Below are 23,438 nucleotides of genomic sequence, written 5' to 3'. Positions count from 1 at the left end.
ACTTCGTCGCAGGGAAGCCTTGACACCTCTCGCGTGGGTTGGTTAACTACTCCTGTAACTAACCACCGAGCCCGCCACCGGCTCGGGCCCCAACGGGCACCGCAGAGGAGGCCTCCGTGATCGAAGAAGGCAAGCCGATCTTCGTCCAGATCGCCGAACAGATCGAGAACGACGTCATCGACGGCGCCATCGAGGAGGAGACCCAGGTTCCGTCCACGAACGAGTTCGCTGCGTTCTACCGCATCAATCCGGCTACCGCAGGCAAGGGCGTCAACCGGCTGGTGGAGGACGGGACGCTCTACAAGAAGCGCGGCATCGGAATGTTCGTCGCCGCCGGCGCGCGCGAGCGTCTGCTCGCCAAGCGGCGCGGTGAGTTCCGTGCCGAGTACCTCGAACCCCTGCTCGCCGAAGCGGCGAAGCTCAGCATCACCACCGACCAACTGACAGACATGATCCGCACGGAAGGAACACAGCCATGACGCACCCCATCGCGCCGGACGCCGTGGTGCACGTGAGCGGCCTCACCAAGCGCTTCGGCTCGTTCACGGCACTCGACTCGGTCGACGTCACCATCACCCGCGACAAGATCCACGGTCTCCTCGGCCGCAACGGCGCGGGGAAGACCACGCTGATGCAGCTCATCACCGCGCAGGACTTCCCCACGCACGGCGACGTGCGGGTGTTCGGCGAGACACCGATGGAGAACGCCGGCGTACTGCGCCACGTGTGCTTCATCAAGGAGAGCCAGAAGTACCCGGAGGACTGGCGCGTCAAGCACGTGTTCGCGAGCGCTCCCCACTTCTTCGAGAACTGGGACGCCGACTTCGCCGAGCGCCTCATCGCCGACTTCCGGCTGCCGACGCGTCGACCCATCAAGAAGCTGTCCCGGGGCCAACTGTCCGCCATCGGTGTGATCGTGGGCCTCGCCTCCCGGGCGCCGCTCACCTTCTTCGACGAGCCGTACCTCGGACTCGACGCGGTCGCCCGGCAGACGTTCTACGACCGGCTGCTGGAGGACTACGCGGATCACCCGCGAACCGTCGTGCTGTCCACGCACCTCATCGACGAGGTGGCGAACCTCCTCGAGCACGTCATCGTCATCGACGAGGGTCGCATCCTGATCGACTCGGCCGCCGACGACCTGCGCGGCTCCGCCACCACGGTCGTCGGGATGCGCCGGGTGGTGGATGCGTTCGTCGCCGACCGCGAAGTGCTCCATCGCGACGGCGTCGGCGGCCTCGCCTCCGTCACCGTCGGTCGACTCGACGACGCCGAACGGCGCGCCGCTCTGGAAGCCGGGCTCGAACTGTCCCCCGTGTCGCTCCAGCAACTGGTCGTGCACCGCACGCACGCGGGCTCGGCAGCATTCGAGGTGAGCGCATGACCGCCGTGACCGGCCTCCCCGTCACCCCCTCCCCCTCCCGCGCTCCGGCGCGCCTGTCGAAAGGACATCCGATGAGCCGCGTGTGGAACGTCGTCCGGCTGCATCTCACCAACACCTGGGCGATGCTGGTCACGCCCGGAATCATCCTGGGCGTCATCTTCCTGGCCAACCTCGCCATCTGGGTCATCATCACCCGCGCAGCGGGCGCCGACGCACCCGAGGCGATCGAGGGCACCCAGTACAGCGGGGCCGCGCTGTTCATCTTCGTCTACATGATGGTGGTGGCCGTGCAGGCGATCACGGTCACGTTCCCGTTCGCGCTGGGGTACAGCGTGACGCGGCGCGACTACTACCTCGGCACATCGCTGCTGTTCGTGCTGCTGGCGCTCGCCTGGTCGATCGTGCTCGCCGCGCTGTCCCTCCTCGAGGAGGCCACGAATGGCTGGGGCCTCGGCGGTCACATGTTCACGAGCATCTACTTCGGCAACGGAGAGGTGGCTCCGCGACTGTGGATCCCCTTCGCGGGCCTGCTGTTCTTCTTCTTCATCGGAGCCGCGGTGGCCACCATCTACATGCGCTGGCGCATGAACGGCATGATCGTGTTCTGGGTGGTGTCGCTCATCCTCGTGGTCGGACTGGCCGCCCTCGTCACCTACACGGACAGCTGGCCCGCTGTCGGGAACTGGTTCTCCACGAACGGCGTGGTGGGGGTCGCCAGCTGGTCGCTCGTCCCCACGGCGGTCGCCGCCGTCACCGGGTTCTTCGTCCTCCGGCGGGCGACGCCGAAGAACTGATTCAGTGCAGAACTGATCCAGTCAAGAACTGGACGAGGCCGGCATCCGCTCGAATGAAAAGCGGTCAGCCGGCCTCGATTTGTGTTTCAGTACATCATCCTGGATCGGAACCTCGACTTCGAGGAGCGTCGACCTGGGACGTTGTCTCCACGCTAACGACGGGCACCCGGGCATGCGCCGACCGGTGCAGTCTCCCAGCCAATTGTTACCTGAGTGCGGAAATGGCTACTTGAGCGACTTCTGCATCATGATGGTGCCGAGCCAGCGGTCGAACTTGAACCCGACCCGGCCCATCCGGCCGATCTCCCGGAAGCCGAAGTGCTCGTGCATGCGGATCGACGCCTCGGCGCCGCGATCGGCGATCACCGCGATGATCTCCTTGAGGCCCGCCTGCTTGGCCCGCACGATCAGCTCCGTCATCAGCGCCTGACCGAGGCCCTTGCCGGTGGCCGCCGGGCTCAGGTAGATGGAGTTCTCGACGGTGAAGCGGTACGCCTTCTTCTGCGCCCACGGCGTGACGAGTGCATAGCCGAGCACCTGGCCTCGGGGAGACACCGCGACGAGGAACGGCATGTTGAGCTTCTGCAGGTAGTCGAACTTGCTGCGCCACGCGGCGAGCGTCATGGGGTCTTCGTCGAAGGTGACCGTGCTGTTGGCCACGTAGAGGTTGTAGATCTCCCGGATGTCCGGCAGGTCCGCCCGCGCCGCGTCGCGGATGGTGAACGCGAAGTCCGGCTCGGGTTCCGGCTGCGGTCGCAGGTGCCGGGGCAACGTGCGGCGCACCTGGTATTCCTCTTCCAGCATGATCGGGATTCTAGTTGTCGCCCGGCTCGCTCAGCGTCCAGTCGATCGGCTCCGCGCCCTGCTCCACCAGGGCGGCGTTCACCCGGCTGAACGGACGGGACCCGAAGAATCCCCGGCTGGCCGACAGCGGGCTCGGATGCGCGGTCTCGATCACCGGGGTGTCGCCGAGAAGCGGTCGCAGCTTCGCCGCGTCCCGTCCCCAGAGGATTGCGACGAGAGGCTGTCGGCGTGCAACGAGCGCGCGGATGGCGAGTTCGGTGACGGTCTCCCAGCCTTTGCCGCGATGCGACCCCGACGCTCCCGGCTCCACGGTGAGCACCCGGTTGAGCAGCAGCACCCCCTGCTCGCTCCACGCGGTGAGGTCCCCGTGCTGCGGCGCGGGCACCCCCAGGTCGTCCTGCAGTTCGCGGTAGATGTTCGCGAGACTGCGCGGCAGGGGGCGCACGGCGCGGTCGACCGCGAATGCGAGCCCGATGGAGTGGCCGGGAGTGGGGTACGGGTCCTGCCCGAGCACGAGCACCTTCACCCGGTCGAGCGGGTAGGAGAAGGCGCGGAGCACCCGTGGCCCAGCGGGGAGGTACCCGCGTCCCTCGGCGACCTCGCCGCGGAGGTAGTCGCCGAGCGCGGCTATGGTGCCGGAGGCCGGTTCGAGGGCGCGCGCCCAGCCCGGATCCATTCGACCATCCGCCGCCAACTGGGCGAGCGATGCGGGCCCCACGTGCTATCCGCCCGCCGCGGCGGAACTGACGCTCACGCCCGTCTCCGTCGGGACGACGGACCAGGCACTGCCCGCGCCGACGACCCGCAGCGCTCCCGCTCCCACGATGACCACGGTGTCTTCGTCGATGCCGAGGCCCCCGGGCACGATGCCCGCTTCGGTGGACGCGATGAGCCGCGTCAGTGTTCCCCACTGGGCGGCATGCACGTCGATGCTCACGTCGACCAGGCCGATGCCCTGCTCGACGGTCACCTCGTCCAGGTCCTCCGCCGTCTCCTCCGGGCACACGACCACGCCGCCGATGCGCCAGCCGCCCACGATGGCGCGCTCGGCCGCGATCGCCGCTCCGGCCGACATCCCGCAATAGGGCACACCGGACGCCACGAGGCGCCGGATCTCCCCGAAGGCGGGCGCGAGCCCTGACCGGTAGGCCGGCGTGAGTCCCCCGCCGACCAGGAGGCCGTCGGTGTCGGCGAGCGCGGTGGGGTCGAGGGTGTCGCCCTCGGCGAGCAGCACCGGGACGCACTCCACGTCGGCGGCGGACGAGCCGGTCAGAGCGCCGGCGAACCAGTCGAAGAATTCCGCACCGCCGCCGTCGTGCACGAGCACGACCGCGATGCGAGCCGGTCCCTCCCGTCCGACGCTCGTCGCCCGGTCTACCGCCTCCGCCACGAAGTCCGCGTAGACCGTCGCGTTCCTGCCACCACCCACCAAATGCACGCTCACCGTTCGACCCTAGCGAACGGATGCCCGGTGAGGCGGTGCCTCCGGCCCGCGTGGCCCGTGACGGCGCGGCAACCCCGCCTCGGGGGTCAGCTCGCGGCGGAGTCCCGCGGCACGAGCGCGCCCTTCGCGAGCTTGTGCGGTGCGGCCTGCGCCACCGGCTTGATCGTCACGAGGTCGAGGTTCACATGCGCGGGAAGCTCGATCGCGTGCACGATCGCCTCGGCGACGTCCTCGGCCGAGAGCGGGTCGGGCACGTCGCGGTACACGGCGTCCGCCCGCTCGCGGTCACCGCCGAAGCGCACGAGCGAGAACTCCTCGGTGTGCACCTGTCCCGGCGCCACCTCGAGCACCCGGATCGGCTCTCCGTTCAGCTCGAGCCGCAGCACCGCCACGAGGGCGTGCGCCGCGAACTTGGCGGCGTTGTACCCCCCACCACCCTCGTAGGCCACATGCCCGGCGATCGACGTGACGGTGAGGATGTCGGCGTGGCCCCCGTCCGCCGCCGCCGCACGGAGCAGCGGCAGCACCGCGCTGGTCACGCGCTTGACCGCGAGCACGTTCACGTCGAACATGCGCTGCCAGTCGTCGACGCTGCCGTTCTCCACGGAGTCGAGGCCGAACGCGCCTCCCGCGTTGTTCACGAGAGCGTGCACGGCACCGGTCGACGCGAGGTGATCCCGCAGGGCGTCCACCTCGGCCTGGACGGTCAGGTCGGCCACGAAGTACTCGGCTCCGGTCTCGTCGGCGAGCGCCTCGAGCCGGTCGGCTCGCCGGGCGACTCCCACGACATCCCAGCCTCGCGATCGGAACAGTCGAACGGTGGCCGCACCGATGCCCGAGCTCGCGCCGGTGACGACGACCCTCCTGCTATTTCCCATGGACTTCTCCTCGCACGCTGCCGAAATCACCACCGTAGCGGCCAGAGCCTAGGCTTGCCGGGTGAGCGAATCGACCGGATCGGACGTGAAGGCGGTTCCGGTCGTGGCCGCGGGTACCCCCGTCCCGCCCGACGGGCTCGCCAAACCGCCAAAGGACCGGGTGCGGGTGCCCTTCTGGGACAACGCCCGCTTCCTCTGCGTGCTGCTCGTGGTCATCGGGCACGGGATCCAACGCCAGACCATCGACTCGAACATCGCCCTGGCCGTCTACCTGCTCTTCTACGCCTTCCACATGCCGGCGTTCGCCATCATCAGCGGGTACTTCACCAAGTCCGGCCCGCCGACCAACCGCGCGATGAAGCGGGTGCTCACCGACATCCTTCTGCCGTACTTCATCATGGAGACGATCTGGACAGTGGTGAAGTGGCTGGTCGAGGGCGAGGCCGACGTCAACCCGACCCGGCCGTCGTGGACGCTGTGGTTCCTGCTGGCGCTCGGCATCTTCCGGCTGGTGCTGCCGTATCTCGCGCTTCTGCGCTGGCCGCTGCTGTGGGCGATCGCCCTGTCGGTCGGCGTCGGGTACCTCGACAACGTGGACAACACCTTCTCCCTCTCGCGCACCATCGGCATCCTGCCCTTCTTCGTGCTGGGCTGGAAGCTCAACGAGTGGAAGCTCGTGGAGCGCTGGCGCTTCGCCGAGCGAGCGGTGTGGTGGGTGCGTGGAGCGGCCGTCGCCACCTTCGCGGTCTGGGGTGGGGTGGTGTGGGCGTTCATCGCGCTCTGGCGCGAGATCGACCTCCGATACTGGTTCTTCTACGACCGTCCCTACGACGGCCTCGGCTCCGACCAGTGGTTCGCCGGACTGATCCGCCTCGGCGTCATCGCTCTCGCCGTGCTGCTGAGTTTCGCGTTCTTCGCGCTGGTGCCTCGGTCATCGAACCCGCTCACCGCGTTCGGCCAGTCGACCATGTACGTCTACCTGCTGCACAGCTTCGTGCTCTACCCGATCCGGGAGTCGAGCGTGCTGCGCGGGGAGAACTCGGACTGGGTGTCGTTGCTCAGCATGATCCTCGCCAGCACCGGCATCGCCATCGTGCTGTCGAGCTCGTGGGTGCGCCGCATCTTCCGGCCGTTGATCGAACCGCGACCATCCTTCCTGTTCCTCGACCCGGACGACGGGTCGGCGAAGCCCCACCGCACGGACCCGACCGGGGCACGACGCCCTAGGCGTTCGGCCGGAATCTCGGGGTCCGACCGGTGATTCTCGCGCCGAGGATGCGCCCGATGACCGGCTGGTTCAGCATCCGGAAGGCGAGTCGGCGGAGGTACCGGGCTCGGACGGTGGCGGGCACGAACGTGCCCGCGGCTCTGCGCCCGGCGCTCTGCACCTCGTCCACCAGCGGGCGCATCGACGCCTCGTAGCGCGCGAACCCCGCATCCACCGTCGGTGCCGCGATCAACGCCGATGCCAGCGTCGCACCCCCGGCGATGGCCATCGACGCACCCTGCCCGGCGAGCAGGGACACGGCGAAGCCCGCATCGCCGACCAGCGCGACCCGGCCCGAACACCACCCGGGCATGTGCACCTGCGCGACGGTGTCGTAGTACACCTCGGACGACGGCGGGCATGCCGCGAGCGCCTCGGGCGTCAGCCAGCCGAGTCCCGAGTAGACGTCGAGGATCGCCGTCCGGACGTCCGCGGGCCGCGCGGTCACCCGGGTGCGATGCGCTCCGACCACGGCCACGCGCCCGTCTCGGAGCGCGTACATGCCGACGAAGCGGTCGATGCTGTCGGTCATGCCGGCCTCCCCGCCGAGGCGGCGCCGCAGCGATGCGCTCTCGGTCAGATACGCGAAGGTGTGGAAGCCGAGGAACCGCACGAACTGCGACTCCGGGCCGAAGACCGCCCGCCGCACCGCCGAGTGGATGCCGTCGGCACCGATGAGGACGGCCGCCCGGAGGGTGTCCCCGTCGTCGAGTGTCACCGAAACCTCCCCGCGCCCCTGCTCGACACCGGTGAACGTCCGCCCGTAGAGCAGCCGGACGCTGGGGGGCAGGGATGCGACGAGCGCCTTCTCGAGGTCGGGACGCATGATGCTGACATACCGTCCCGCCGCGGCGCGGGCCACCCGGTCGACATCCACCGCCGCCCGTTCGCGCCCCCGCTCGTCCACGAGCCGCAACGTGAACGCGTAGGCGACGTCCCGGAGGCGGGGCAGCAGGCCCATGCGTTCCGCCGCGTCGAATCCCGGCCCGAAGAAGTCGATCATGTAGCCCTGGTCGCGGGGCCCCGGCGCGCGCTCGAGCACGGTCACCACCCATCCCGCCGCGGCGAGCTCGCGGGCCACGGTGAGACCGGCGATGCCCGCCCCGCACACGATCGCGGTCCGGTTCCCGCCTTCCATGGCGCCCACCATATCGGGCAGATTACGCGGTGTGTCGGCATCCGTTGACGCACCTCCGCGACCGTCCCTAGTGTCGACCGCAGACCCCATCCGCATCCACCGCGAGAACCCGAGGAGCACGGCATGAGCGACACCACCGACTGGCAGTTCGAGACCAAGCAGATCCACTCGGGTGCGGCACCCGACCCGGTGACGAACGCGCGCGCTACGCCGATCTACCAGACCACCTCCTACGTGTTCAACGATGCGGACCACGCCAAGAACCTGTTCGCTCTCGCGGAGTTCGGCAACATCTACACCCGCATCCAGAATCCGACGCAGGCCGTGGTCGAGGAGCGCGTGGCCGCGCTCGAGGGCGGCACCGCGGCCCTGCTCGTGGCGTCGGGCCAGGCCGCCGAGACGTTCGCCGTTCTCAACATCGCGGAGGCGGGCGACCACATCGTGTCGTCGTCGTCGATCTACGGCGGGACTTACAACCTCTTCAAGTACACGCTGGCGAAGCTCGGCATCGAGACCACCTTCGTGGAGAACCAGGACGACCCGGAGGAGTGGCGCCGCGCGGTCCGCCCGAACACCAAGCTGTTCTTCGCGGAGACCATCGGCAACCCCCGCATCAACGTGCTCGACATCCGGTCCGTCGCCGACGTGGCGCACGACAGCGGGGTACCGCTCATCGTCGACAACACGATCGCGACGCCGTACCTCATCCGCCCGTTCGAGCACGGTGCCGACATCGTCGTGCACTCGGCCACGAAGTTCCTCGGCGGCCACGGGACGGTGATCGGCGGCGTGCTCGTCGACGGGGGCACCTTCCCCTGGTCGAAGCACGCGGACCGCTTCCCGGGTCTCACCACCCCCGACCCGTCGTACCACGGCGTCACCTACACCGAGGCCCTCGGGGACGGGATCGCGTACATCATCAAGGCGCGCGTGCAGCTGCTGCGCGACCTCGGGTCCTCCATCGCACCGGCCAGTGCATGGCAGCTCATCCAGGGCATCGAAACGCTGAGCCTGCGCATCGAGCGGCACGTGCAGAACGCGCAGGAGGTGGCGGAGTGGCTCGACGCGCACGACGACATCGCCACCGTCTACTACGCCGGCCTGCCGTCGAGCCCGTGGTACGCGGCCGCCAACCGGTACGCGCCCCGCGGCGTGGGCGCCGTGCTCTCCTTCGAGTTGAAGGGCGGGGTGGATGCGGGCCGATCATTCGTGAACAGCCTCACCCTCTTCAGCCACCTGGCCAACATCGGTGACGTGCGGAGCCTCGTCATCCACCCGGCGTCGACCACGCACTCGCAGCTCACGCCGGAGTTGCAGCTGACCTCCGGGGTCACCCCGGGCCTCGTGCGGTTGTCGGTGGGTCTCGAAAACATCGCCGACATCCTCGCCGACCTCGAGAAGGGCCTCGCCGCCGCCCGTGCCGCGGCGGACGCCGCCCGCGTGTAGCCCCGCCCGGTCGACGCGCCGCTGAGGTGCCCGGTCCCGGCTCCCCGTCGTCCGAGGAGCACCGGAACCCGGCATCTCGGGGGCGGCGAGTCGGTGGGTCGACGTAACACGACATCCGCCATCCGCGGTGCGTGCTTCACTTAACCCACCATGGACTGGCAGATACCCGAAGACACCGTGCCGTCGAGCTTCGTCACGGACGCGCAGGTGCGGTCTCTGCTCGGCAAGCCGCCGGCGACCGGAGCATGGCGCGAGGGCGACCCCGTGTTCGCGCGCTCGTTCGTTCCTCTCGGCCGGTTCTCCTTCGAGAGCGGCGGCTCCCTGCCGTCGGCGCGGATCGCGTACGAGACGTTCGGGACACTCTCCCCCGAACGGGACAACGCCGTGCTGGTGCTGCACGCCCTGACCGGCGACAGTCACCTGGTCGGCGACGCGGGACCGGGCCAGCCCACGGCCGGCTGGTGGTCGGGCATGGTCGGGTCGGGCAAGGCCATCGACACCGACCGCTACTTCGTCGTCGCACCGAACATGCTCGGCGGCTGTCAGGGAAGCACCGGCCCGGCGTCGCTCGCTCCCGACTCGCACGAGTGGGGGCCTCGCTTCCCCTACATCACGATCCGCGACCAGGTGCGGGCGCAACTGGCGTTCTCGGATGCGATCGGCATCGAGCGCTGGAGCGCCGTGATCGGCGGTTCCATGGGCGGCATGCATGCCCTCGAGTGGGCGATCCTGGCTCCCGACCGGGTGGAGCGCCTCGCACTCCTGGCCGCGCCCCCGCGCTCCAGTGCCGACCAGATCGCGCTGAACTCGGTGCAGGCGCAGGCCATCCGCATGGACTCGCAGTTCCGCGGCGGGGACTACTACGACGCGGCGGATGGCGAGGGACCGCACCTGGGACTGGCGCTGGCCCGCCGCATGGCGCTGCTCAACTACCGCAGCCCGAGCGAGCTGAACGACCGCTTCGAGCGGTCCTGGCAGAGCGAGATCAGTCCGCTCGGGAGCGACGGCAGGTTCGCCGTGGAGTCGTACCTCGACTTCCACGGCAACAAATTCACGCGGCGTTTCGACGCGAACAGCTACATCCGGCTCGTCGACGCGATGAACTCGCACGACGTCGGACGGGAGCGCGGCGGAATCGCCGCCGCACTCGGTACCGTGACCGCCCGCACGCTCGTGCTCGGCATCGACAGCGACCGACTGTTCCCGGTCGCCGACCAGCAGGAGATCGCCCGCCACATCCCCGGGACGATCGACGGCCCGGACCCCGTGGTCATCTCGTCCCGCTTCGGTCACGACGGCTTCCTCATCGAAGACGAGGCCGTTGGCGCGCACGTCCGCCGGCTGCTCGCCGCCGACCGCGCCCCAGTCCGGGGGTGAATGCGCGTGTGACGGGGTCAAACGGGTCGTTTCCTTCCTAGTATTTCGACAGGAACCCGCTCCCTCGACACGGGGGGTGTTCGAGGAACGGGCCATGAGAATCAGGACGATCCCGATGACCCGAATTTCCCACGCGACCACCGCACCCACCAGGGTGCGCGTGGCCATCGTTGACGACCACCAGCTCCTTCTCGACGGCCTCACCGCCCGCCTGACGAAGCCGCGCACCGGCGTGGAGGTGACGAGTGCGGTCACCACGTGGAACGCACTCCTGTCCAGCCCTGACTTCCCGCCCGACGTGGCGGTGATCGACCTGGGCCTCGAAGACGACGTGCCCATCGGAGGCAAGATCCGCACCCTGTCGGCCGCGGGGAGCAAGACGATCGTCGTAAGTCGGCATGCGGACATCGGTTCCATCCGCGGCGCGATCGCCGCGGGCGCCGCGGGCTTCCTGCCGAAGACGGAGTCGGCCGCCGAACTGATCGAGTCGATCCACGCGGCGTCCATCAACCGTCAGCGATACTCGCCCGCGGTGCAGGTCGCCCTGGCGAACGCCACCATGCTGCGCGACCCGAGACTCGGCCGACAGGAGCAGCGCGCGCTCACGCTCTACGCGGGCGGCCGGTCGATTCGCGAGGTGGCCGACGAGATGGACACGACGCAGGAGACCATCAAGTCCTACATCAAGCGGGCCCGTCGAAAGCACCTGGCCGTGGGCGTCGATCTCGGCACGAAGCAGTTGCTCCGGAGGCACGCCATCCGCCAGGGCTGGATCGCGCCGGAACAGTAATTCCTCTGCACAAGGACCCGAGCAGCCCTTCGGAGCGGCCCGTGCCCCCCGTTTTGGGCGCGTCGGGGAGTGATTCACGCCCCCGAACGGCCGTATTTCCGCGCCCTCGCAACTAGACTGTGCCGCGGGGGCTCGAAAAAAATGTACGACTCAGGTGCCCCCGCGAGGGTTCACCGTGGGGGCTTGCACCCGTGGAACGGCCCCGCGAATCGTCCATTCGACCACGGGGCCGCATGAATCAGATCGTTCGGGAGCGCGACAGGCTGCTTCAGCGCACCACGCGCGTGTTCGGACTCGGATTCACCGCTCTCGCCGCATTCTGCGTCGTCATCCCCGGTGCGCTCCCGCCCATCGCGCTTGCCGTCGTCCTGCCGCTGCTGCTGCTGCTCGGTTTCAGCCAGTACCGCATCGGCGTCACCGGCAGGCATCCGTGGTCCGCAATCATCCTGCTCACCGGTTTCGCGCTCCTCGTCCTCCTCACCCGGTTCCCCGGTGTCGACGAACCCGCCGTGGCGGCCGTCACCGGAGCTCTGCACATCGCCGCCGGGTCGATGGCATCGGTGGCCATCTCCATGCGACCCACGCCCGGTCGGTTGGCGCTCCTCGCGGCAGCGTTCCTCGCAACGCTCGGTCTGCTGCTGACCACGGAGCTCGGCCGCAGCAGCCTGTTCGGCACGGTCGTCTTCATCGTCGTCGGATGGTCCTCCGCCCTGCTGCTCGGACTGTGGCTGACCCACAACACCCGGCGCGCCGCGCGCCGCATCACCAGCATCGGCAGGGCGCACCGCGCCGAGCGACAGGCCAGCGAGACCGAGGCCCAGCGCCGCCAGGGCGCACGGCTGCTGCACGACACGGTGCTCGCCACGCTCACCCTGCTCGCCCACTCGGGCGTCGGCGTCTCCGAGAAGGCGCTGCAGGAGCAGGCCGCCAACGATGCCCGGCTGTTGCGCCAGCTCCGACTCGGCGGAACCCCGGTGCCTCAGGCGTCGGGCGGCTACGCCCTCGAGGCGGTCGAAGAGTCGGTACTCGGCAACACCCTCGAATCGGTGAAGCAGCGTTTCGGGCGGATCGGACTGGAGGTCGACTGGCACGGAACGGGTCAGGTCCTCCTGCCGAGCGACATCCTCGACGCCTTCCTCCTGTCCCTCGCCGAATGCCTCGAGAACGTGCGCCGCCACTCCGGGGTCACGGTCGCCCACGTGACGATCACCGATGACGACACCACCGTGCGCGCCATGGTGACCGACTCCGGCGTCGGGTTCGCGATCGGGGACATCGACCAGGCCCGGCTCGGCTTCAAAGAGTCGGTGGTCGCACGGTTGCGGGACGTCGGCGGCAACGCCCGCCTCTTCTCCGCTCCCGGCTCCGGCACCACGGTCGTGCTGGAGGTGCCCAAGTGAGCCAGTCCACGTTCGATGAGAACACGCTCGGCGCCGTGCCGGGAACGCGAGCGAAACGCACCGCCCGGGTGGCCAAGAGCGTCGGTATCCGACCGGGGACCGTCGGCATCGACTATCTGGGGTTCGGCACGATGGTCGCGTGCACCGTGGCCACGCTTTACGGAATCATCCAGTTCGCCATGCAGTCGGACAAGCACGTGCATCCCGAACTGGTGATCGCCTCCTGGGTGTTGTTCATCGGCAGCCTGCTCGTCACCGCCGTGGTCGTGCGCCGCAACTCCTCGCGGCTGCCCAACGGGATGTTCGCCGTTCTGCTCCTCGCGCTCGGCGGTGTGGTAGCTCTCGACGTGGCGGCGATCATGCCGCTCTACGAGCCGGCGCACTACGCCACCTCGTCCGTCACCGTCGGGGCGGCGCTCCTCGTCCTCGTCACCCTCCGCCGGGCACGGGATGTGCTGATCGCCGACGCGGTGCTCGGCCTCGTCCTCCTCGCGGTGATCGTGTTCGGTCGGCCGATGGACCTCGAGAACATCGCGCCGCACCTCACCGTGATGGCACGAGCGGTGTTCCCGACCCTGCTCGGCGCGGTCGTCGTGTCGGGGTTCCGGCACATGGTCGAGGTGGAACTCGACCGGGTGCTGGTGCAGAGCACCGTCTCGGCCCCGCGGTTCGCGGTGGGTATGCTCGCGTCGGAGGAGCTCGCCCGACTCGACCTCGCCGCCGAGCAACTGCTGGACGGCGTGGCCTCCGCGTCCACGCCGCTCCCCCTCGCGCCCGAGACGGCGTCCACCGCGGCATCCCTGGCGACCGAGCTCCGTTTGCACCTCATCGAGGGCCGCCGGGAGACCTGGCTGTACCACGCCATCACCGAGTCGGAATTTCTCGGCCCGTCCGTGCACCTCGTCGATCCGCACAGCCTCGCCGGTCTGCTGGATGGTCGCCAACGCGACGGCCTGCTCTCCGCCACCTGGCTGCTCCTCACGAGCAGCAGCCGCCCCGAGGTCACCGTTCAACTGACCCTCGGACCGATCGCGAACACGTCGGACGGCCCGATGCGTCAGGTCACGGTGCCCATCAGCATCTCCACCACGGGCGTGCCGCGCGCGCGCCTCGACCCCTCGACCCGCGAAGCGCTGCAGAAGGTCGGCGAGTACGTGGTCCAGGTGAGCGACGGCAGCGTGCATCTCGACATCGAATGCCTCGTAGACAACCCCGCTGACCAATAGTCCGCGGCCGACGAACCACCCAACACGAAGGACGAGAAGTGGCTTCTCCAGAAGAACGCATCCGACTAGCGATCGTCGACGATCACAAGATGATCCTCGGCGCCCTCACGGAGTGGCTCCGGAACGTGGCGGACGACATCCACATGGTGGCCGCCGTCTCCACCTGGCCCGAGTTGCTGACCCACCCGGAGTTCCCCGTCGACGTCGTGCTGCTCGACCTCGATCTGAAGGACAACATCCCGATCTCGCTCAAGCTGTCGACACTGAAGACGACGGGCGTGCGGACCGTGCTCATGAGCACCTACTCCGAGCCGAACGTGGTGCGCGAGGCACTGGCCTCCGGTGCGCTCGGCTACCTGGTCAAGAGCGAGGACGCGAGCATGATCGCCGACGCGATCCGGCTCGCCAACGTGGGATCGTCGTACATCTCGAGCGAACTCGACCTCGCCCTCAACGCCACCGACGTCGGCGGCGTGCCCAAGCTGAGCGCGCAGGAACGGCGCGTGATGGCCCTCTACGGCGGTGGGGAGCCTGTGAAGTCGGTCGCCTACCAGCTCGGCATCTCCGAGGAGACCGCGAAGTCCTACCTCAAGCGGATCCGCGAGAAGTACCGGGTGGCCGGCTTCGACGTGGGCACCAAGGTTGCTTTGCGGAAGCGCGCGATCCAGGACGGGATCCTGCTGCAGACCGACTAGTCCGCTGTGCGGCCGAGCTGTGCGCTCCGCACCTGTCGGCTCGCACGTTCGCCCGTCCCCGCGTCCGCCCGTCCCCGCGTCCGGCCGTCCCCGCGTCCGGTCCGGCGTTAGCCGCCCAGCGCGATCGGTTCGGTCGTCGGGTGGGGATCATGCGGTGGCACGAACGAGAACGAGCGCCGCTCGATCCGGAATCCCACCGCGGCGATGAGCACGCCGGCCACGCTCAGGGCGATACCCACCCACACCGGGGACAGGTATCCGAAGCCCGCTCCGATCGCGAGGGCACCGAAGAATGCCCCCGACGCGTTGCCGATGTTGAGGGAGGCGTGATTCAGTGCGGACGCGATCGACTGGCTGTCCTGCGCCACATCCATCAGCCGCACCTGGATGCTCGGTGACAGCGCGGAGGCGGCACCGCCCACCGCGAAGAGGAACGCGAAGAGTCCTGCTGTCGTTCCCGCCGTGAGCGCCAGCCCGATCAGCGCGGCGATCAGGACCGCGAAGAAGAGGAGGATCGCCCGCACAGCGCCACGGTCGGCGTACCAGCCGCCGATCACGTTTCCCCCCGTCATGCCGAGCCCCAGCACGACGAGCGCGACCGGCACGAGCGCGATGTCGAGCCGCGTGAACTCGGTCGCGAGCGGCGCCACGAAGGTGTACACGGCGAAGAGCCCTCCGAAGCCGACGGCACCGATCAGGAGCGCCAGCCACGCCTGCACTCGGCCGAACACGCGAAGCTCGTTCCGGATGGTGGCACCGGGGTCACCGGGCTGACGGGGCACGAGCAGGGCGACGGCGAGCAGGGTGAGCGCGAAGAGGCCGGCGACGACGAGGTAGGACACCCGCCAGCTCGTGTTCTGCCCGAGGAAGGTGATGAGAGGCACGCCGATCACATTCGAGATGGTGAGCCCCGACAAGACGAAGGCCACGCCGCGGGCTCGCTTGCCCGGACCCATGAGGCCCGCCGCAACCAGTGACGCGATGCCGAAGTACGCGCCGTGCGGCAGAGCCGCCAGGAAGCGCGCCGCGACCACCAGTTCGAATGTGGGGAGCAACGCCGACAGCACCGTGCCCACGGTGAACGCCGCCAGCAACCAGAGCAGCAACTGCTTGCGCCGCCAGCGCGCCGCGGCCGCGGCGATGGTGGGCGCTCCCACCACCACCCCGAGGGCGTAGGCGGTGATCAGCCAGCCGGCGCGCGCGTTCGCCTCCTCCGCCGATTCGGCCGACAGGCCCGGCAGCAGGTCGCGGGCGATGTCCGGCAACAGTCCCATGGCCACGAACTCCGTTGCGCCGATGCCGAAGCCGCCGAGGGCGAGCGCGAGAAGGGCGCAGCGAATGCGGGCCGGCGACAGCTGCGTCGGCCCTGCAGGGAGGGGATTCACTCGACGAGTTTACCGGCGCGGCCCGACCCACCCGGCACCGCTCCGGCGGGACGCGACGGGTCGAACGGGAGGGCGCGGAAGGTCGCGGAAGGGCTTAGGCTTCGTCGGGCAGCGCCTGCTCCAGCCGCTCGATCTTCGCGTCGATCTCTCCCGTGTAGCCCGGGCGGATGTCGGCCTTCAGCACGAGCGACACGCGGGTGCCGAACTGGCCAACGGCCTCCGTGGCGCGCTTGATCACATCGAACACCTCGTCCCACTCCCCCTCGATCTCGGTGAACATCGAACTCGTGCGGTTGGGCAGACCCGACGCGCGGACGACGGCGACTGCGGCGGCGACAGCGTCGTGCACCGACGCGTCCCTGCCCTCTCCCCCGCTCGGGGCCACGGAAAAAGCGACGAGCATGACTAGGTCCTCCCTGGAAGTGCCCGGGGATCCGCGGATTGCGGCACTCCGCCGACCGGCGGCGCGTCGGGCGTGCTGCCAGCTTTCCACACCCGCACTCCGCACCACAGGAGCAGAACGCAGAGCAGCAGGTTCCGAAGGGTGAGGACGAGCAGCATGGCGGGCTCGAGGGCGAGCAGCGACCCGTACAGGTAGGGGTAGACGAGGTGGGTGAGAACCGCGATACCGAACGCGAGCACGACCGGAGTGCGGAATCGCTCCCGGGCGACCGCCACGCCGAGCACGAGCGGCGGTGCCAGCCAGCAGACGAACTGCGGTGAACCCACCTTGTTGCACACGATGAGCGCCACGACGAGGCTCAGGGTCAGCAGGGGCAGCAGGGTGCTGCCGTCCGATCCGCGGCGGACCGCCCGGATGCCCAGCGCGACGAGCGCGAGCACGGCGCCCGCCATCAGCGGGGTGCTGGTCGCGCTCGCGAGTGCCGTTCCCGGCCCCGTCACCTGGAAGGTGAGGATGTCGCGGTCGTAGTACACCAGGGCTCCGTCGGCTCCAGCCGACGCGAGCCACAGGAAGGTTGTGGCGAGGGGCGCTTCGATCTGCAGTCCTCGGGCGGATTGCTCACCGAGAAAGCTGAAGACGGTCGCCCCGCTGCCGAGGGCCAGCGCCGCCAGGACGATGCATGCCGACCCGATCGCGGCCGCCGCCACCACCCTCCCGCGGGCCCGGGACACGATGAGCAGCGCTCCGATCGTTGCGGCGGGCCACACCTTGATCCAGGTCGCCGCCGTGAGGAGCAGGGCCGACGCAGCCGGGCGGCGTGCTGCCCAGAGGAGCGCGACGATGGCGAGCGGAATGGTGATCGCGTCGATGCGGCCCATCGCGATGGGTCCGAGCGCGAGGAGGAATGCGAGCCAGAACCACGCGGCGGAGCGGGTGCCGGGGTAGCGCGGTGCGGCGGGGCGCGCATCGGCTGCGCGATCGCGACACCGCCATGGGGCGCCGACCAACGCGGCGAAGGCGATCGCGTCGAGCAGGGTGACGAGCAGCATCCAGGTGCCCGCGTAGGCGTTCGCACCGAGGGAGAGGGAGAGCAGGATGGGCACCATCGCCAGCAGCGGGTAGACGAACGACACGTCGATTCCCGGTACGCGACCGGCGAGCGCGTCCTCCGCCCAGCCCAGGTAGACCACGCGCACGTCGCCGATGGGATTCGCCGCGACCGCGAACAGGTTGATGGAGGCGAGCACGAGGTGCACGACGGCGAAGGCACCCCAGAGCAGCAGGGCGTCGAACGGATCACCTGTCGGCGCGGTCGCACGGAGCGGTCGCGCGCCCGTCACCCCGCTGCGCGTCGACCCGGCTTCCACGCGGGCCATGCTACCGGCGGGCCCCCACCCGATACCGGCGGAAGCACGCCTGCGACTGGTGCCGGGACGCGACGGGGCCATATGGTGGAGGGGGACGGAGATTTCCTCATGGGACGACTGGTGTACGGGCACGCGGGCTTCGAGATCCCGATGGACGACCGCCCGCTCGCGCACCTGCAGGTGGTGATGGGGTCGAAGCTCCGCCGACACGAGAGTTTCCTCTTCTCCTGGGCGAATGGCGTGGCGAACGGCTCGGGACGCGGAGCGGCCTGGATCCACCCGTCGGTCCCCCTGCTCTTCCTGTACTCCGGCAACGGGCATCCCCAGCTCAACAGGGAGTGGCTGGACCGGCTCATCGAGTTGGCCAACAGCCCGCAGGGCCTCCACATCGTGGACGAACCCGCGCCGAGCGCCACCGAGCGGCCGCACGGCGACGTCTGACCGACCGTAGCGCGCCTCCGATACGGCCGCCGCGCACTGCTCGTACACGACCGCCTCCGTGGCGGCAACCCTGTTGTCCGGCGCCCGGTGCGCGACGACAGTGGAACCATGAGGCGCATCCACTACGCGAACGATGTCATCGTCACCGCCGACCGGGTCGCCGATGCGGTCCTTGCCCACGCGCAACTGCTCGCGATCCACCACACCAGCGACACCATCAGCATCCCCGTGCTCTCCGACGACGGCCGCATCGGATCCTCGAAGCTTCTGCTCGGACCGGCCAGCCAGATCATCTCGGACGAATTGAAGTCGACCGAGTCGGACATCGCCGACCTCGACGACCGGTTCCCCGATCCTCCCTACTTCCCCTCCCCCGCGATGCACAGCCACGTCGCCACCGCCGATCAGGGGGTCGAATACGATTCCGACCTCGTGGAGCTGCTTCGCGCCCTCGAGGGCGCGTGACAGACGGCGACGTCTCGCCTGCACCGGCCCGATCGGTGCGCTGACCGGGGAACGATCCGAGGCTGATCTGCTAGTCGCGCAGCAGCGCGGCGATCGTCGGCGACACCGCCTGGGCGATGTCGAGCGCGACCAGCGGCCCACCGCCCGATGCCCGCTCACCGGCGAGGCCGTGCACGTGCGCCGCCGTTGCGGCCACGTCGGCGAACGCCGCCGCGCTCCCCACGATCCGGTCCGCGTGCGATGCGGCGAATGCGCCGAGGATGCCGCCGAGCACGTCTCCGGACCCGGCGGTGGCGAGCCAGGCCGGCCCGGACCGAACCCGTACAAGCACACCGGTGCGGTCGGCCACCCACGTGGTGTTGCCCTTCAGCAGCACCGTGACGCCGAGCCGTTCCGCCGCGCGCCGCGCCCAGCCCGCGGCATCCGACGACACCTGCTCCGGCGTGATCGAGTTCCCCGTGGCAGAGAGGACGCGGGCCAACTCGCGGTAGTGCGGAGTGATCACCGCGGGTCCGGTCACCTCGCCGACGAGATCGAGCGCGCCGGAGTCGATCACCACCGGTACGCCCTGCTGCAGAGCGTGCCGAAGGGCGGCGGTGTCGGCGTCGGAGCGGCTCGCCGCGTCCATGCCGGAACCCAGCAGCCATGCCTGCACGCGGCCGTCGACCGGCACCACCTCGGGTCGCCGCTGCAGCACGAAATCGGTGGCACGGTCCGGGCCCAGGTACCGGATCATTCCCGCACCCGCGCGCGCCGCCGCCTCGACGCCGAGCACCGCCGCCCCCGGGTACATGCTGGAGCCGGTACGGATGCCGAGCACTCCGCGGGTGTACTTGTCGTCACCCTCCGCAGGCAACCGCACATTGCGTCGCGCGTCCGCATCGGACCACGAACGACCGGTCGAATCGCTCGATTCGGTCGGGTCGTCCGGTGCGGTGAAGTCGTCGTTCATCCCCTCACGATAGATTCACCAGCGCCCCCACCGCTCGACAAGGAGAACACCCGTGCCGGAATCCGCCCTCTTCGCCCCGCTCTCGATCCGCGGGATGACGACCCGCAACCGCATCTGGGTTGCGCCGATGTGCCAGTACTCGGTGTACGAGCGCGACGGCGTACCCACGAACTGGCACCTCGTGCACCTCGGCGGTTTCGCCATCGGTGGAGCGGGGCTCGTGATGACCGAGGCCGCGGCGGTGTCGCCGGAGGGCCGCATCTCGCCGGAGGATGTGGGTATCTGGACCGGCGAACAGCGGGACGCCTGGCGGCCGATCGTGGACTTCGTGCACGAGCAGGGTGCCCCGCTCGGTATCCAGCTCGCGCACGCGGGTCGGAAGGCGTCGGTGCACTCGACCGGGGGCCGCGGAACCGTTCCGCTCGACCGGGGCGGCTGGCGCACGGTCGGCCCCAGTGCCACCGCTTTTCCCGGTCTCGACGCGCCTGCGGAGCTCGACGTTCCGGGCATCGACGCCATCGTGACCGATTTCGCCTCGGCCGCCGCGCGTTCGGTCGAGGCCGGTTTCGACCTCGTCGAGATCCACGCGGCGCACGGCTACCTCGTGCACCAGTTCCTCTCCCCGCTCAGCAACCGCCGCACCGACGACTACGGCGGCAGCCTCGAGAACCGGGCGCGCCTGCTGCTCCGCATCGTCTCCGCGGTTCGCGACGCGGTGGGTGACACCGTGCCGGTGTTCGTGCGCTTCTCCGCCACCGACTGGACCCCGGACGGCTGGGACGAGGAGCAGACGGCGACGGTCACGGGCTGGGCGAAGTCCGCGGGGGCGGACTTTTTCGACATCTCCACCGGGGGCAACGTGCCCGCCGACATCCCGACCGGACCCGGTTACCAGGTCCCCCACGCCGAGCACGTGAAGCGTCGCACCGGAGCCCGCTTGAACGCCGTCGGCCTGATCACCACCGCCCGGCACGCCGAGGAGATCGTCGCCTCCGGCAGCGCGGACGCCGTGATGATCGCGCGGGAGATGTTGCGCGACCCGCACTTCGCCCTCCGTGCCGCGCACGAGCTGGGAGTGACGCTCGACTACTGGCCGCACCAGTACGCCCGCGCCCGCTGGGCGGAATCGGCTTCCTGACCCGACCATTACGCGAGTGATCCGGCATCGCCGCTGGCGATGCCGGATCAATCGCTCAGTCGGGCGAGCCCCGCCCGGTCAGCGACGTCGGGTGGCGTCCTGGACCTCGCCGACGAGTTCCTCGAGGATGTCCTCGAGGAACAGCACACCCGTGGTCGTGCCCTCGGCGTCGAACGTGCGCGCGAGGTGCGCGCCCGACCGACGCATATTGGCGAGGGCATCCTCCAGCTCGGTGCCGTCGAAGATCGACACGAGTTGCCGGATGCGCTTCGGCGGCACGGGCGAATCGAACTCGTCCTCACCGTCCAGGTCGATGACGTCCTTGAGGTGGAGGTAGCTCGTGGGCTCGCCCTCGGCGTTCACGAGCACATAGCGCGAGAAACCGTGACGGGCGACGGCGGCTTCGACCTCCGCCGGCGTGGCCGCCTCGTGCAGCGCGATGAGCTTGTCCACGCCGATCGCCACATCCTCGACCTTCTTGTTGGTGAATTCGAAGGCGGCGGTCAGTGCACCGTTGGCGTCCTCCAGCACACCCTCCCGGGTGGACTGGTTCACGATGTTGGCCACTTCGTCGAGCGTGAAGGAGCTCGCCGCCTCGTCCTTGGGCTCGACCTTGAACAGGCGCAGCACACCGTTCGCGGTCGCGTTCAACGCTCCGATGATGTGACGGAACACGCGTGCGAACGCCACGAGCGGGGGCGCCAGGATCAGTGCGGCGCGGTCGGGGACGGAGAACGACAGGTTCTTCGGCACCATCTCGCCGAGCACCACGTGCAGGAACGACACGAGCAGCAGCGCCACCACGAACGCGATGGTGGAGATCGCCTCCTCCGGTATCGGCGTGAGCGCGAGCGGGATCTCCAGCAGGTGGTGGATCGCCGGTTCCGACACGTTGAGGATGAGCAGCGAGCACACCGTGATCCCGAGCTGGCTCGTGGCCAGCATCAGGGTCGCGTGCTCCATGGCCCACAGGGCGGTCTTCGCCGCCCGGTTACCCGACTCGGCGAGCGGCTCGATCTGCGACCGGCGAGCGGAGATGACGGCGAATTCGGCGCCGACGAAGAAGGCGTTGAGCGCCAGCAGCACGACGAGTGCCGCGAGTCCGAACCAGTAGTCACCCATGGGACTCCTCCCTTCCGCGCTTCAGTTCCATCACACTGTTCACTTTTGCGGCAGCGGTGTCGTTGAGATCGATGGCGGGGCCGCCGACGGGCTCCTGGGGCGGCGACGGCGTGAAACGGATGCGATCGATGCGCCTGCCGTCGAGCCGCTCGACCCGGAGCGTGCCGGTTTCGAGTTCGACCTCGTCGCCGACGGCGGGCAGCCGTCCGAGCTCGCTCATGACGTATCCCGCGACCGTCTCGTACGGTCCCTCCTCCGGCACGGTTACGCCGGCGCGCTCCTTGAGCTCGTCCGGCCGGAGCATGCCCGGGAAGGTCAGGGAATCCCGGCTGCGCACCACTCCGGCACGCGTGCGGTCGTGTTCGTCGGCGAGCTCGCCGACCAGCTCCTCCACGAGGTCCTCGAGGGTGGTGACGCCGGCGGTTCCGCCGTACTCGTCCACCACCACGGCCATCTGATAGCCGCGTCCGCGCAACTCGCCGAGGAGGGAGTCGAGCTTCATGGTCTCGGGAACGCGGATGACCTCGGACGAAAGCGCGACGGCGGGCACGGAGGCGCGTTTGGCGCGGGGCACGGCCACCGCCTGCTTCACGTGCACGAGGCCCACGATGTCGTCCACTCCGTCATCCACGATCGGGAACCGCGAGTACCCGGTGCTCTTGGCCAGGTCGATGACCGCCTGCGCCGAATCGCTGCGCTCCACCGTGGCGATGCGCAGACGCGGGGTCATGACGTCGGCAGCGGTGTGGCCGCTGAACAGCAGCGTGCGGTTCAGCAGTACCGCCGTGTCCTCCTCGAGCATCCCCGACATGGCGGAGCGGCGCACGAGCGAGGAGAGCTCCTCCGCCGTGCGTGCGCCGGAGAGCTCCTCCTTCGGTTCGATCCCGAAAGAACGGAGGATGCCGTTCGCACTGTTGTTGAGCAGGAGGATCGCCGGCTTGAACACCGTGGTGAACAGCACCTGGAAGGGCACGACCACCTTGGCGGTGTGGCGAGGCAGGGCCAACGCGAAGTTCTTGGGGACCAGTTCGCCGATCACCATCGAGAGCAGTGTGGCGATCACGATCGCCGTCACGGTGGAGATGCCGGGGACGATCGCCTCGGGGAGACCGACCGAGAGGAGCACCGGGTCGAGCAGGCGGCTGATCGCCGGCTCCATGGTGTACCCGGTGAGGAGCGTGGTCAGCGTGATGCCGAGCTGAGCGCTGGAGAGGTGCGTCGACGTGATCTTGAGCGCCCCGATCACGGGGCCGAGTCGTTTCTCGCCGCGACTCTGACGCGATTCGAGTTCCGAGCGGTCGAGGTTCACGAGCGCGAACTCGGAGGCCACGAAGAGACCGGTGCCGATGGTGAGCAGCACGCCGATGGCGAGCATCACCCACTCATTCATGGGGACCGCCTGGGGGCCTCAGCTCGAGGGAGGGGCTGTGCGGGTGGGAGGGGCAGGGCGCCGCGCGTGGCGGCGCCGGTTTATGAGAGGGAGGGTCGTCCATTATTCGACCGAGCATAGTCGAACCGCCAG

24 protein-coding genes are annotated in these 23,438 nt (G+C 69.3%); 13 read left to right on the top strand and 11 right to left on the bottom strand.

The annotated features are described in order from the left end of the window. Positions 1-116: 116 nt before the first annotated feature. From EY822_RS11565 to EY822_RS11555, 3 genes are read left to right on the top strand one after another with little or no spacing between them, the layout of a single operon-like run. Positions 117-479 carry a GntR family transcriptional regulator gene (locus EY822_RS11565; RefSeq protein WP_150308389.1) on the top strand — a complete coding sequence of 121 codons (363 nt, stop codon included), beginning with the start codon at positions 117-119 and terminating at the stop codon, positions 477-479. Beyond that, complete coding sequence (locus EY822_RS11560) at positions 476-1,384, top strand: ABC transporter ATP-binding protein (RefSeq protein ID WP_150308388.1); 909 nt, start codon at positions 476-478, stop codon at positions 1,382-1,384. The genes EY822_RS11565 and EY822_RS11560 overlap by 4 nt, the downstream gene beginning before the upstream one ends. After that, complete coding sequence (locus tag EY822_RS11555) at positions 1,381-2,178, top strand: hypothetical protein (RefSeq protein ID WP_227497236.1); 798 nt, start codon at positions 1,381-1,383, stop codon at positions 2,176-2,178. Before EY822_RS11560 ends, EY822_RS11555 begins: the two co-directional genes overlap by 4 nt. A gap of 225 nt (positions 2,179-2,403) precedes the next feature. On the opposite strand, the gene EY822_RS11550 is transcribed toward EY822_RS11555, so the two are convergent. The 4 genes from EY822_RS11550 to EY822_RS11535 form a co-directional block, all read right to left on the bottom strand. Further along, positions 2,404-2,982: a GNAT family N-acetyltransferase gene (locus EY822_RS11550; RefSeq protein ID WP_150308387.1), complete on the bottom strand. Its 579-nt coding sequence runs from the start codon at positions 2,980-2,982 to the stop codon at positions 2,404-2,406. 10 nt (positions 2,983-2,992) lie between these two features. Further along, positions 2,993-3,658, bottom strand: coding sequence for a uracil-DNA glycosylase (locus tag EY822_RS11545; RefSeq protein ID WP_150308914.1), 666 nt, complete (start codon positions 3,656-3,658; stop codon positions 2,993-2,995). Between the two features lie 45 nt (positions 3,659-3,703). After that, a complete protein-coding gene (locus tag EY822_RS11540) occupies positions 3,704-4,426 on the bottom strand; it encodes a type 1 glutamine amidotransferase family protein (protein WP_150308386.1) in 723 nt (240 codons plus the stop codon). An 86-nt stretch (positions 4,427-4,512) separates the two neighbouring features. Then, positions 4,513-5,304 (bottom strand): SDR family NAD(P)-dependent oxidoreductase, encoded by a 792-nt coding sequence (locus tag EY822_RS11535; protein ID WP_150308385.1) that lies wholly within the window; start codon positions 5,302-5,304, stop codon positions 4,513-4,515. Between the two features lie 61 nt (positions 5,305-5,365). On the opposite strand from EY822_RS11535, the gene EY822_RS11530 reads away from it, so the two are divergent. Continuing rightward, positions 5,366-6,565 (top strand): acyltransferase family protein, encoded by a 1,200-nt coding sequence (locus EY822_RS11530; RefSeq protein ID WP_319803483.1) that lies wholly within the window; start codon positions 5,366-5,368, stop codon positions 6,563-6,565. On the opposite strand, the gene EY822_RS11525 is transcribed toward EY822_RS11530, so the two are convergent. Beyond that, complete coding sequence (locus EY822_RS11525; protein ID WP_150308384.1) at positions 6,528-7,709, bottom strand: FAD-dependent oxidoreductase; 1,182 nt, start codon at positions 7,707-7,709, stop codon at positions 6,528-6,530. The genes EY822_RS11530 and EY822_RS11525 overlap by 38 nt on opposite strands. Positions 7,710-7,832: 123 nt before the next feature. Here EY822_RS11525 and EY822_RS11520 point away from each other — a divergent pair, with 123 nt between their 5' ends. From EY822_RS11520 to EY822_RS11495, 6 genes are all read left to right on the top strand, one after another. After that, entirely contained in the window at positions 7,833-9,155 is a 1,323-nt protein-coding gene (locus tag EY822_RS11520; RefSeq protein ID WP_150308383.1) for a bifunctional o-acetylhomoserine/o-acetylserine sulfhydrylase, read from the top strand. A 150-nt stretch (positions 9,156-9,305) separates the two neighbouring features. Further along, on the top strand, positions 9,306-10,532 hold the full coding sequence (metX, locus tag EY822_RS11515) for a homoserine O-acetyltransferase MetX (RefSeq protein WP_150308382.1): 1,227 nt from the start codon (positions 9,306-9,308) through the stop codon (positions 10,530-10,532). Between the two features lie 115 nt (positions 10,533-10,647). After that, positions 10,648-11,322, top strand: a complete 675-nt coding sequence (locus tag EY822_RS11510; RefSeq protein WP_150308381.1) for a response regulator — start codon at positions 10,648-10,650, stop codon at positions 11,320-11,322. A gap of 233 nt (positions 11,323-11,555) precedes the next feature. Further along, positions 11,556-12,722 carry a sensor histidine kinase gene (locus tag EY822_RS11505; protein ID WP_150308380.1) on the top strand — a complete coding sequence of 389 codons (1,167 nt, stop codon included), beginning with the start codon at positions 11,556-11,558 and terminating at the stop codon, positions 12,720-12,722. Then, positions 12,719-13,948 carry a hypothetical protein gene (locus tag EY822_RS11500; protein WP_150308379.1) on the top strand — a complete coding sequence of 410 codons (1,230 nt, stop codon included), beginning with the start codon at positions 12,719-12,721 and terminating at the stop codon, positions 13,946-13,948. Before EY822_RS11505 ends, EY822_RS11500 begins: the two co-directional genes overlap by 4 nt. 38 nt (positions 13,949-13,986) lie before the next feature. Beyond that, positions 13,987-14,643, top strand: a complete 657-nt coding sequence (locus tag EY822_RS11495) for a response regulator transcription factor (RefSeq protein ID WP_150308378.1) — start codon at positions 13,987-13,989, stop codon at positions 14,641-14,643. A gap of 107 nt (positions 14,644-14,750) precedes the next feature. Here EY822_RS11495 and EY822_RS11490 read toward each other — a convergent pair whose 3' ends face one another. The 3 genes from EY822_RS11490 to EY822_RS11480 form a co-directional block, all read right to left on the bottom strand. Continuing rightward, positions 14,751-16,028: an MFS transporter gene (locus EY822_RS11490; protein ID WP_150308377.1), complete on the bottom strand. Its 1,278-nt coding sequence runs from the start codon at positions 16,026-16,028 to the stop codon at positions 14,751-14,753. 94 nt (positions 16,029-16,122) lie between these two features. Further along, positions 16,123-16,431 (bottom strand): thiamine-binding protein, encoded by a 309-nt coding sequence (locus EY822_RS11485; RefSeq protein WP_150308376.1) that lies wholly within the window; start codon positions 16,429-16,431, stop codon positions 16,123-16,125. Between the two features lie 2 nt (positions 16,432-16,433). Continuing rightward, on the bottom strand, positions 16,434-17,798 hold the full coding sequence (locus EY822_RS11480; RefSeq protein WP_150308375.1) for a glycosyltransferase 87 family protein: 1,365 nt from the start codon (positions 17,796-17,798) through the stop codon (positions 16,434-16,436). Between the two features lie 108 nt (positions 17,799-17,906). Between EY822_RS11480 and EY822_RS11475 the strand changes: the two genes are divergently transcribed. Continuing rightward, positions 17,907-18,239 (top strand): DUF7882 family protein, encoded by a 333-nt coding sequence (locus EY822_RS11475; RefSeq protein WP_150308374.1) that lies wholly within the window; start codon positions 17,907-17,909, stop codon positions 18,237-18,239. 108 nt (positions 18,240-18,347) lie between these two features. After that, entirely contained in the window at positions 18,348-18,704 is a 357-nt protein-coding gene (locus EY822_RS11470; protein WP_150308373.1) for a hypothetical protein, read from the top strand. Positions 18,705-18,774: 70 nt separating this feature from the next. Here the strand turns inward: EY822_RS11470 and EY822_RS11465 are convergent, their stop codons facing one another. Continuing rightward, on the bottom strand, positions 18,775-19,656 hold the full coding sequence (locus EY822_RS11465; protein ID WP_150308372.1) for an ADP-dependent NAD(P)H-hydrate dehydratase: 882 nt from the start codon (positions 19,654-19,656) through the stop codon (positions 18,775-18,777). Positions 19,657-19,708: 52 nt separating this feature from the next. Between EY822_RS11465 and EY822_RS11460 the strand changes: the two genes are divergently transcribed. Next, positions 19,709-20,794: an NADH:flavin oxidoreductase/NADH oxidase gene (locus EY822_RS11460; protein WP_150308371.1), complete on the top strand. Its 1,086-nt coding sequence runs from the start codon at positions 19,709-19,711 to the stop codon at positions 20,792-20,794. 78 nt (positions 20,795-20,872) lie between these two features. Here EY822_RS11460 and EY822_RS11455 read toward each other — a convergent pair whose 3' ends face one another. After that, complete coding sequence (locus tag EY822_RS11455; protein WP_150308370.1) at positions 20,873-21,916, bottom strand: hemolysin family protein; 1,044 nt, start codon at positions 21,914-21,916, stop codon at positions 20,873-20,875. Then, positions 21,909-23,306, bottom strand: a complete 1,398-nt coding sequence (locus EY822_RS11450; RefSeq protein WP_150308369.1) for a hemolysin family protein — start codon at positions 23,304-23,306, stop codon at positions 21,909-21,911. The genes EY822_RS11455 and EY822_RS11450 overlap by 8 nt, the downstream gene beginning before the upstream one ends. Between the last annotated feature and the right edge of the window lie 132 nt (positions 23,307-23,438).

The sequence above is a fragment of the Planctomonas psychrotolerans genome, from assembly GCF_008642235.1.
Lineage (GTDB): Bacteria > Actinomycetota > Actinomycetes > Actinomycetales > Microbacteriaceae > Planctomonas > Planctomonas psychrotolerans.
This window is presented reverse-complemented; position numbering and strand designations above follow the sequence as displayed.

Bases quoted from the DNA above. Each gene is read 5' to 3' on its own strand.
- EY822_RS11555 (WP_227497236.1), top strand. From the start codon at position 1,381: ATGACCGCCGTGACCGGCCTCCCCGTCACCCCCTCCCCCTCCCGCGCT.
- EY822_RS11550 (WP_150308387.1), bottom strand. From the start codon at position 2,982: ATGCTGGAAGAGGAATACCAGGTGCGCCGCACGTTGCCCCGGCACCTG.
- EY822_RS11520 (WP_150308383.1), top strand. From the start codon at position 7,833: ATGAGCGACACCACCGACTGGCAGTTCGAGACCAAGCAGATCCACTCG.
- EY822_RS11505 (WP_150308380.1), top strand. From the start codon at position 11,556: ATGAATCAGATCGTTCGGGAGCGCGACAGGCTGCTTCAGCGCACCACG.
- EY822_RS11455 (WP_150308370.1), bottom strand. From the start codon at position 21,916: ATGGGTGACTACTGGTTCGGACTCGCGGCACTCGTCGTGCTGCTGGCG.
- EY822_RS11485 (WP_150308376.1), bottom strand. From the start codon at position 16,431: ATGCTCGTCGCTTTTTCCGTGGCCCCGAGCGGGGGAGAGGGCAGGGAC.
- EY822_RS11475 (WP_150308374.1), top strand. From the start codon at position 17,907: ATGGGACGACTGGTGTACGGGCACGCGGGCTTCGAGATCCCGATGGAC.
- EY822_RS11535 (WP_150308385.1), bottom strand. From the start codon at position 5,304: ATGGGAAATAGCAGGAGGGTCGTCGTCACCGGCGCGAGCTCGGGCATC.
- EY822_RS11470 (WP_150308373.1), top strand. From the start codon at position 18,348: ATGAGGCGCATCCACTACGCGAACGATGTCATCGTCACCGCCGACCGG.
- EY822_RS11560 (WP_150308388.1), top strand. From the start codon at position 476: ATGACGCACCCCATCGCGCCGGACGCCGTGGTGCACGTGAGCGGCCTC.
- EY822_RS11545 (WP_150308914.1), bottom strand. From the start codon at position 3,658: ATGGATCCGGGCTGGGCGCGCGCCCTCGAACCGGCCTCCGGCACCATA.
- EY822_RS11525 (WP_150308384.1), bottom strand. From the start codon at position 7,709: ATGGAAGGCGGGAACCGGACCGCGATCGTGTGCGGGGCGGGCATCGCC.
- EY822_RS11465 (WP_150308372.1), bottom strand. From the start codon at position 19,656: ATGAACGACGACTTCACCGCACCGGACGACCCGACCGAATCGAGCGAT.
- EY822_RS11450 (WP_150308369.1), bottom strand. From the start codon at position 23,306: ATGAATGAGTGGGTGATGCTCGCCATCGGCGTGCTGCTCACCATCGGC.
- EY822_RS11510 (WP_150308381.1), top strand. From the start codon at position 10,648: ATGACCCGAATTTCCCACGCGACCACCGCACCCACCAGGGTGCGCGTG.
- metX (WP_150308382.1), top strand. From the start codon at position 9,306: ATGGACTGGCAGATACCCGAAGACACCGTGCCGTCGAGCTTCGTCACG.